Annotated in this window: 8 protein-coding genes; 4 read left to right on the top strand and 4 right to left on the bottom strand. The window is 37.7% G+C overall.

Annotated features, from left to right (window positions below):
• Nucleotides 1-85: 85 nt before the first annotated feature.
• Nucleotides 86-1174 (bottom strand): threonine-phosphate decarboxylase CobD, encoded by a 1089-nt coding sequence (cobD, locus tag B4U84_RS00315; protein ID WP_131114898.1) that lies wholly within the window; start codon nucleotides 1172-1174, stop codon nucleotides 86-88.
• A 29-nt stretch (nucleotides 1175-1203) separates the two neighbouring features.
• Nucleotides 1204-1488, bottom strand: coding sequence for a non-specific DNA-binding protein Hbs (hbs, locus tag B4U84_RS00310; protein ID WP_009457351.1), 285 nt, complete (start codon nucleotides 1486-1488; stop codon nucleotides 1204-1206).
• A gap of 1044 nt (nucleotides 1489-2532) precedes the next feature.
• Here hbs and B4U84_RS00305 point away from each other — a divergent pair.
• The 4 genes from B4U84_RS00305 to B4U84_RS00290 all read left to right on the top strand — a co-directional run bounded on the left by B4U84_RS00305 (nucleotide 2533) and on the right by B4U84_RS00290 (nucleotide 6208).
• Entirely contained in the window at nucleotides 2533-3687 is a 1155-nt protein-coding gene (locus B4U84_RS00305) for an iron-containing alcohol dehydrogenase (protein ID WP_017312583.1), read from the top strand.
• A gap of 379 nt (nucleotides 3688-4066) precedes the next feature.
• Nucleotides 4067-4660: a TetR/AcrR family transcriptional regulator gene (locus B4U84_RS00300; protein ID WP_131114896.1), complete on the top strand. Its 594-nt coding sequence runs from the start codon at nucleotides 4067-4069 to the stop codon at nucleotides 4658-4660.
• Between the two features lie 82 nt (nucleotides 4661-4742).
• Nucleotides 4743-5516, top strand: a complete 774-nt coding sequence (locus B4U84_RS00295; RefSeq protein WP_131114894.1) for a glutathione S-transferase family protein — start codon at nucleotides 4743-4745, stop codon at nucleotides 5514-5516.
• Between the two features lie 26 nt (nucleotides 5517-5542).
• The gene (locus B4U84_RS00290) at nucleotides 5543-6208 is read left to right on the top strand and encodes a glutathione S-transferase family protein (protein ID WP_131114892.1); all 666 of its coding nucleotides are present in this window, start codon (nucleotides 5543-5545) and stop codon (nucleotides 6206-6208) included.
• 100 nt (nucleotides 6209-6308) lie between these two features.
• On the opposite strand, the gene B4U84_RS00280 is transcribed toward B4U84_RS00290, so the two are convergent.
• Nucleotides 6309-6659 (bottom strand): type II toxin-antitoxin system Phd/YefM family antitoxin, encoded by a 351-nt coding sequence (locus B4U84_RS00280; RefSeq protein ID WP_131114890.1) that lies wholly within the window; start codon nucleotides 6657-6659, stop codon nucleotides 6309-6311.
• A 153-nt stretch (nucleotides 6660-6812) separates the two neighbouring features.
• Nucleotides 6813-8636, bottom strand: coding sequence for a GmrSD restriction endonuclease domain-containing protein (locus tag B4U84_RS00275; protein ID WP_207390885.1), 1824 nt, complete (start codon nucleotides 8634-8636; stop codon nucleotides 6813-6815).
• Nucleotides 8637-8663: the final 27 nt, after the last annotated feature.

The following is an 8663-nucleotide window of genomic DNA, read 5'->3' as shown; positions in this document are numbered from 1 at the left end:
GTCAATCGTCAAGGGTCAATCGTCAAGGGTCAAGGGTCATAAAATTTGAACATTGGACTATGGACTATGGACTATGGACTAATGACTAATGACCATTGACTAAAGCGATCGCGTCTAATAAACGTTGGTTTTCTGAGGATAAGCGGACAGCAATCCGGAAATAGCGATCGCCAAGTTCAGGGAAACTCAAGCAGTCGCGAATCAAAATTCGATGATGCTTGAGTAGTTGTTGCTGCAATTCAAGACAGGAGTGCTGTGATTTCACAAGTAAAAAGTTAGCAGCACTCGGCAAGGGTTGCAAACCTGGAATTTGGGCTAAATCTTCAAACAGCTGGTTTCGTGTTGGTTCTAGCCACGTCCAAGTTTGCTCCTGAAAGTTTCGATCATTAACTACAGCAAATGCTGCTGCTTGAGCAAGAATGTTGACAGGCCAGGGATCGCGCCAAGACTGCCAACGTCGCAAACGATCAGGGTGAGCGATCGCATAACCTAAGCGTAGTCCTGGGAGACTATAGAACTTAGTGAGCGATCGCAAAATGACTAAATTGGGGTATTTTTCTACTTCTCCAATTATGCTTTGTTGCTGCTCTGGAGGTAGAAAATCCATAAAAGCTTCATCCACCACAACCAAAGCGAATTTCTCTAGATAGGGCAGAATGGCTTGTTTTGCGAATAACTTTCCTGTTGGATTATGGGGGTTATTGAGAAGAAGTCCTTTGTCCTGGGTGATTTGTTCTCTGTCAAGAATAGATGACAAATCACTCACAAAAAATGACTTTTGACCAATGACCTTTGAAAGAGGAAATTCCAGCACTTTAGCATTGTATGCTGCTAGCGATCGGTAGTAATCGCCAAAGGCTGGAGTTATCAAAGCTGTTGCGGTTAATTCTGCCAATTCCTTCCCCGCCAAAGTTAATAATTCTGCCGAGCCGTTACCTGGCAGAATCCACTCTGGCGGTAGTTGATGAAACTCACTTAGAGCCAGTCTCAGTTCAAAATAATCGGGATCTGGATAGTGCCGAAGATTGAGCAGTTGAGACTCAATAGCAACCAATGCACTGCTTGGAGGTCCCAAAGGACTGATACTGGCAGAAAAATCAACAATAGCACTGGGGGAACAGCCAGCTATTGCTGCTGCCCAAGCTAAATTTCCCCCATGTGCCATTTGCCGCATTACAAAAGATTTCCCTACAAAAACATTGACTAAGATTTTGGGGGTGCAACTTTCTCTCTAAACAGCTTACCCGCTGAGAAAGCAGGAACCTTTGTTGCAGGAATTTCCATCTTTTCGTTGGTTTTGGGGTTACGTCCTTCACGGGCTTTGCGTTCCCGTGATTCAAAAGAACCAAATCCCACTAGGGTCACTTTATCACCAGAGGAAACTGCTTCAATGATAGTTTCCAAAGCAGCAGTTAAGACAGCATCCGCTTGTTTTTTGGTTACGCTAGCCTTTTCAGCCACTGCATCAACTAATTCACCTTTATTCATGTCAAACTCCTTGAGGTTTACTTGAGATTTTGTACAGATACATTTGACGCATCTCTACCTAAATCCCTGTTTTGAGATTTACAAAAGCCGTCTGTGAGAGTATTTTTGCTTAAAACTCCTGTAACTCTCATCGGCTCGACTTTTCAATGAATCATTCTAAAGTGTTCAAGCCAGAAGTGGATAGATGAAACCATTAATTTATATGGATTTCAGGATTTGTTCTTGAAAAAGAGCATTTGTTTCACTCAAAACACTGCTAAAAGTAGGAAAAAATACTTAGCAAAAACCCCTGTTGCCAGGGTAACAGGGGAGAAAACAATTAAAAATTAAAAATTAAAAATTAAAAATTAGAGATTGGGGATTGGGAATCTAACTGTTCCTTATCCTATCTGTGTTTCTCGCCTTGCACAATAGTGGATTTTTCATCCTCTCGTTGTGGGCGTGATTGTCCGTGAGGTTCTATTTTGATTCAATACGTTAAAACGTACTTGAGCTATGAGCAATCAATTTCTTGTAAAACGGGATAATACCGCAAAAATCGAGAATTTTATGCCGATTCTTTGTCCGGAGCTAAAACCCTCCATATGTTTTAAGAAGTTTAAAATCTTTTGATTCACGTATGACGATTAATGAAATGTCAGAGTTGTATGACATAAAGAGATGAAGTTTACCAAAAATAATGGGTTTAAAGCCGTCGTAGAACCACGGTTTTTGAGTTGATTTTTGTGCTACTGCTCGTTCGTCTTTTTAAGAGTCGCTTTGCAACTGTTCTTTATGCGGCTCTTCTGCTCCAAAAACTGTAACAATATTTTTGTCTTTTGCACTTGTCTGTCAGATTTGCGAAACGCAAGCCAAATTTGGTTAGTCACAGGTTCCACAGGTTTGATAACAAGTGTTAAGCAGTGGTTTTCTATTCAAATGTTACATAAATAATCAGGCAAAACACTGAAGCCTAAACCATAGGAAACAGCTTGACGAATTCCTCTCAAATCTGGAATTACCAGTCTTGGATTAATTGTTGTCGTACTCAAATTCAGGTGTCAAATGGAAAACTTTGTATTTTATAATCCAGTAAAAATCCTGTTTGGCAAAGGTCAAATTGCTAACATTGCTGCTGAAATTCCTGCTGATGCCAAAATTCTCATGACCTACGGTGGTGGTAGCATCAAAACTAACGGTGTCTACGAGCAGGTCAAGTCTGCATTAGCTGGACGTAATGTCATTGAGTTTGGCGGAATTGAACCAAATCCTCACTTTGAAACTCTCATGAAAGCAGTTGAGTTGGTGCGAAATGAGGGTATAGATTTTCTACTGGCTGTAGGAGGCGGTTCTGTTGCTGATGGTACTAAGTTTATCGCCGCCGCAGTTCCTTTTGCTGGCGATCCTTGGGATATCCTGGCCAAGCAAGCATCTATAACGGCTGCTGTACCCCTTGGTATAGTATTAACTCTGCCAGCAACTGGGTCAGAAATGAATATAAACTCAGTTGTAACTAAGTGGGAAACTCAAGAAAAACTTTACTTTGGTAGTCCTTTAGTGTTTCCTGTTTTCTCGGTTCTCGACCCAGAAACAACTTTTTCTCTACCCCAAAGACAGGTAAGTAATGGCATAGTCGATGCTTATACTCATGTGATGGAGCAGTATTTGACTTATCCAGCCAATGCACCACTACAAGACCGGATGGCTGAGTCAATACTGAAAACGCTGATTGAGGAAGGGCCAAAAACCTTAGCTAATCCTCAAGATTATGATGCACGTGCTTCGGTAATGTGGTGTGCGACGATGGCACTTAACGGGTTGATTGGTGTTGGAGTACCCCAAGATTGGACAACCCACATGATTGGTCATGAGTTAACCGCACTCCACGGTTTAGATCATGCTCAGACTCTAGCAATTGTATTACCTTGTACCCTCTCAATCAAACGCGATCGCAAGTGGCAAAAACTTCTCCAGTATGCTGAAAGAGTTTGGAACATTATCGATGGTTCTCAAGAAGAACGAGTTGAGTTAGCGATCGCCAAAACTCGTGACTTTTTTGAATCAGTGGGTGTACGGACTCGTCTTTCTGATTATGGTCTAAGCTTAGACTCAGTACCTGTAATTCTTGAACGTCTGGAAAAACGTGGTTATGTCGCTTTAGGCGAACACCAAGATGTAAATCCTCAGACTGTGGAAAAAATTCTCACTCTCTGCGCTTAACGCAAAATTTCAGTAGAGGTGTATATATTTACGCCTCTATGAAACCATGCTTGACCGTGCCAATTTTAGATTTTGGATTTTGGATTTTAGATTATTTTTTTGGTTCAAACCCCGGTCATACCATTTCACGTTAATCACGATACACATAAATTTTGTACCAGACGCGATATATCGCGTCTGGTACAGGGTCTGTATTTGTATCAGATTTTTTGTGAAATGGTATCACAGAATTTTGGATTAGAAGATTATTCAATCCAAAATCTAAAATTAATTGTCTGTTGTGGTTTGGGTGAATCCAAAATCGCAAATCTAAAATCGGTTGACCGAAAATCATTTATCATGCTAAATTTAATCAGACTAATCGGTCTGAAAATATTTGATGTCTAAAGGCGAAGAAACAAAAGCGAAAATTCTCCAACAAGCAGCCGAACTGTTTAATCAACAGGGATATGCTGGTTCATCTATATCAGACATCATGCGGGTAACGGGTTTGCAAAAAGGAGGTATATATAATCATTTCAGCAGCAAAGATGAATTAGCGCTACAGGCTTTTGATTATGCGATCGCTCAAATTAAAAAGCTTTACAGAGATGCTTGGCGAAGTAAACGTCATGCGATCGAGCGTTTGCAAGCAATCATGGGTGTATTTCACAGATACATAAACCATTCACCCATCAAGGGAGGATGTCCATTATTGAATACTGCAATTGAAAGTGATGATACACATCCAGCGTTACGGGAACGCGCTCAACAAGCGATGACTTCTTGGCGCGAACTGATTTGTTTAATTATCAAAAAAGGAATTGAAAGAGGAGAGATTCGTCCAACTGTTAACGCTGATGAATTTGCAACTATTATGATTGCTATGCTCGAAGGAGCCGTAATGATGAGTAAATTATACGGAGATGAGATTCATTTAGATAGAGCAATCAAACATTTAAATGATTACATGAGCAATAACTTACAAACTTAAGCTGTCTTGAATTTATCAAATATATTTTTTTGCCATTTTACAGACCGAACGGTCTTAATTTATGAAATTGCATGATCAAACCATGAAAACAACTATTGATAATCCAACAAAACCTTTCTGTCTTATTACTATTCCGATTAGTCATTATTGCGAAAAAGCAAGATGGGCGTTGGACAAATTGAAAGTTATATATGTGGAAGAAAGACATACACCACCATTTCATCTATTAGCAACAGGTCGTGTTGGTGGCAAAACAACACCTGTTTTGGTCACGGAAACAGGAATTTTTATCGATTCAACTGATATTTTAAGATACTTAGATTCAATAGTCCCTAGCGACGCTAAACTTTACCCTACCGATTTAAACCAGTGCCAAAAAGTAGAAGAACTAGAAAATTTATTTAACTCCCAACTAGGCCCTGCTACACGCTCTTGGAGTTATTTTCATATCATGAATGACTACAAAATTATGCAAAGCAGATGGTGTTATGGTGTTCCTTTTTTTGAGCGGGCGTTATTTCCAATACTTTTTCCTGTTACTCGTTCATTTGCTCAACGTAAACTAAATATAAATCCAGAGTCTGCTGCACAAGCTTACGATAAAATTCAAAGCATTTTTGAGCAGGTCAACAAATTGTTAGCAGATGGACGCACTTATTTAGTAGGAGATAAATTTTCTGCTGCTGATCTCACTTTTGCAACGCTTGCTGCTCCTGCTGTACAACCTTCAGAATATCCAATGCGAAGTATTAGTTACCAACATTTACCACACAAACTTGTATCTGAAATTAATGCATTCAGAAAAACACCTGCTGGTGATTTTGTGTTGCGTCTTTATCGTGAGCGAAACAGTTAATTTAGTTTTCTGAGGAGGAGATTACTATGCTCAAGTTTTATTACAATCCGCGATCGCCAATGGCTCGTCGTGTATGGCGGACTCTGCTAGAAAAAGAAATCGCTTTTGAGCCAATTTTAATGAAATTAGATGGCGATCAATTACAACCAGATTATTTAGAACTAAATCCATTTCATCACATTCCCGTCATCGTTGATGATAATTTTAGAGTGTTAGAATCGCTGGCAATTTTGGATTACTTAGAAACAAAATATCCTCAACCCAGATTATTACCAAAAAGTGCTGAAGCATTAGCAACTGTCAGAATGGTGCAAATGGTATCTACAAATGAACTATTGCCAAAAATGGTTGCTTTAATTTTTGAAACAGAAGATTCACCCAAATTTATCCAAGCAAAGCAGCATATCGATACTGTATTCAAATTTTTGATGACAACTCTAGGTAATAACTCTTTTTTTGGTGGTGAACAGTTAACTTTGGCAGATATTGTCGTTGGTACAGATATATCTTTGTTTACTAAGTTAGGAATGAATTTTGGCAATTATCCTAATTTAAATGATTGGTTTGAACGCTTAATGCAACGTCCAGCATGGCAAAAAACAGAATTGAGTCAAGCAGAATTTGAACAATTTAAGCGAGTTCTTGTGAAGTTAAGACAGCGTGAAATGGCTCGTGCAAATCATGTAAAGTAGGGAAGAAATATGTCAATAATAAATACTAAAGACTAGGAAAGCAGGTAAATCCAAATATCTTCCAAGTCTTGTTCGGCTTGTTGAGAAAGTCTGTAGCGATTCATTCTGATTGTTCCTGAAGCAGGTGATGCTGTCCTCGCGCTTTGATGGTTTCCAGCAAACTAGGTAACGACTCATCATCATATTCGGTGTACTGATCATTCTTCAGTTGCTCGGCTCCAATCGCAATATCACGCTGCAACGCTTCTAGCTTTAGCTTTCGTAGTTCTTCTTCTACATGTTGAAGCCGATCTGTCATTTCTTGAAATGCACTAGCATCCTGGACAACAATTTCTGCTTTACCATTGACAGTCAGGATGAGGGGAGATTTTGTTGCTTTGATACGTTCTAGAAACTGTTTGACATTGCGCTTGAAATCTGTGAGTGAGTGAATATTCTCTAGGTTGATCATAGGAGCTTCAGCACCGAATTCAATACTAAATTCAATCCTAATTATATTTTAGATGAATACTTCCTCAGTGCGATCGCTCTGACTCATAACCATACACGAGGGCGATCGCACTGATCCAACAACGTACAAAAGTACAATTTTCGTAGTTGAAAATCATGGATAAAAAACTTTGAGCGCAATATCCATAAGTAAATTTTTATGATTTTTGATTTCTTTTTCACTCCAGGTTTCGTTTGTTGCTATATTTCTAGTCAATAGTACTGATGATTCTTGATAAAGTGACCTTTTTGTGACAAAAGGGTCATTTCCGCCTATAGTATTCTGCCTGGGATCTAAAATAATCAGATTTCCCAATGTATTTTTCAGTGGTTCTAAATTTTCGTCTCTAAAATTCTCATCTGCATTTTGTGGATATATATGTTCAATTGAAGTACCTGCAAAGTCATAGACTCTACTTTTATCTTTACATAATGGAGTTCCTATAGCTCCAGATTGATACCATTGATAATAATATTCTAGTGTCATCAAAAAGTATTTAAGAGGTTTATTACTTCCTCCCGATTCTTTATATTCTAATATTTCAAGACCATTTTGAAAGGAGATATCTGATGCTTTCGAGCGAATTAATTTATGTAGTTTATCTCTTAGTCCTGAGACGTCATAAGAGCTTGATTTTTCTCTGATAGCGAGTGATTCTTCATAATAAATATTTTTTAATGGTGTGGCGTGCTGATTACATATTATTTTATACCTAAAATAAGCTTTTTCCACAATCTGTACTATTTCTGAAAAAACCTTATGGTCAAGTTGTGAAGCTGCTAGAAATAGCGGTACAGATAAAGTATGATCAAGTTCTTTCAAAAGAATATTTAAGCGAGTTCTGTCCCAATTAGTTATTGGTTGCTGTTGTGTATGTAACCACTGTCCTTCTAGCAATTTTCTACACTTAAAAATATCCTCATGTATATTTTTTACTGTTTGATAAACTTGTTTTGATTCACAATATGTAAAGTTTTCAATTTTATGTTTTTTATGTTCTGGAAAGAAGCCATCAAGCAACATATCAAATAATTCATCTTGTTTAGCTCTCTTTCCTTTGTAAGATTCATAGATCCAGTTTAAATAATTTTCTGTTTTTGATGGAGAATCAGCAAGAATATTGTCCCAGAAAGCTTCACAACTATCTTGATAATCTCTGAAACCTTCTAAAATCTCTAAAGTTTTTGCCTTTAATAAATCACCAACTGTTAAATTGGTTCCTCTATCATTAATAACTTGAAATAATCTAAACGCATCTTCTTTACTGTCAGTTACCATATATAGTATTGTGAAATCATTATCTATAATATTTTGTATTATTTCAAGATCATCCATTTTTTCTTCTAATTTTGATTGACTGATGATATTTAGTACTGCTTTTAGAAGAGTTTGGTATGCATGATTGATCTTTTGATGAGAATCTCTTGAAGGAGATGGATTCATTTCACGGATCAATTCTTTATAGAAAAGATGATCTGCTCTCGATAGTCTCATAACTTCAACAGAGTTTACCTTTCGTTGAACCTCTTGACTGAACTCTATAAATCTTTCGGAGAGGGCTTTGATGCGTCCTTCCAATATAAATTCATTATTTTTATCTGCTGAACTCTTAGCTTGTTCTAGCAACTCTTTATATATCTTGATTAAACAAGACATCAGTAGTGTAAAGGTTGAAATTCTTTGTTGCCCATCAATAATTTCATACTCATATTGATTTACTGCTCCTGCAACAGGATATCTAACGCAGAGAACCCCTCCAAAAAAATGATTAACAGGCGTATTTGATTTTCTTCTTTCAAAACAGTTTTTCAAATCTTTGACAAAATCTTCAACAGATTCAGCTTCCCATGCATAAGCTCTTTGATATTTAGGGATAAAAAACATTGGTCTGTACTCAAAAATTTTCCCCACAGAAGTGTATGCAGGTTCCATTTTCATATGAATCACACTCGTATCAACTGTATT

Source organism: Westiellopsis prolifica IICB1, assembly GCF_004323185.1.
In the GTDB taxonomy this organism is placed as follows: Bacteria; Cyanobacteriota; Cyanobacteriia; order Cyanobacteriales; family Nostocaceae; genus Pelatocladus; species Pelatocladus prolificus_A.
The sequence above is the reverse complement of the archived record's forward strand: the minus strand, read 5'-3'. Positions and strand labels throughout refer to the sequence as shown.

Bases quoted from the DNA above. Each gene is read 5' to 3' on its own strand.
- cobD (WP_131114898.1), bottom strand. From the start codon at position 1,174: ATGCGGCAAATGGCACATGGGGGAAATTTAGCTTGGGCAGCAGCAATA.
- hbs (WP_009457351.1), bottom strand. From the start codon at position 1,488: ATGAATAAAGGTGAATTAGTTGATGCAGTGGCTGAAAAGGCTAGCGTA.
- B4U84_RS00305 (WP_017312583.1), top strand. From the start codon at position 2,533: ATGGAAAACTTTGTATTTTATAATCCAGTAAAAATCCTGTTTGGCAAA.
- B4U84_RS00300 (WP_131114896.1), top strand. From the start codon at position 4,067: ATGTCTAAAGGCGAAGAAACAAAAGCGAAAATTCTCCAACAAGCAGCC.
- B4U84_RS00295 (WP_131114894.1), top strand. From the start codon at position 4,743: ATGAAAACAACTATTGATAATCCAACAAAACCTTTCTGTCTTATTACT.
- B4U84_RS00290 (WP_131114892.1), top strand. From the start codon at position 5,543: ATGCTCAAGTTTTATTACAATCCGCGATCGCCAATGGCTCGTCGTGTA.
- B4U84_RS00280 (WP_131114890.1), bottom strand. From the start codon at position 6,659: ATGATCAACCTAGAGAATATTCACTCACTCACAGATTTCAAGCGCAAT.
- B4U84_RS00275 (WP_207390885.1), bottom strand. From the start codon at position 8,636: ATGAAAATGGAACCTGCATACACTTCTGTGGGGAAAATTTTTGAGTAC.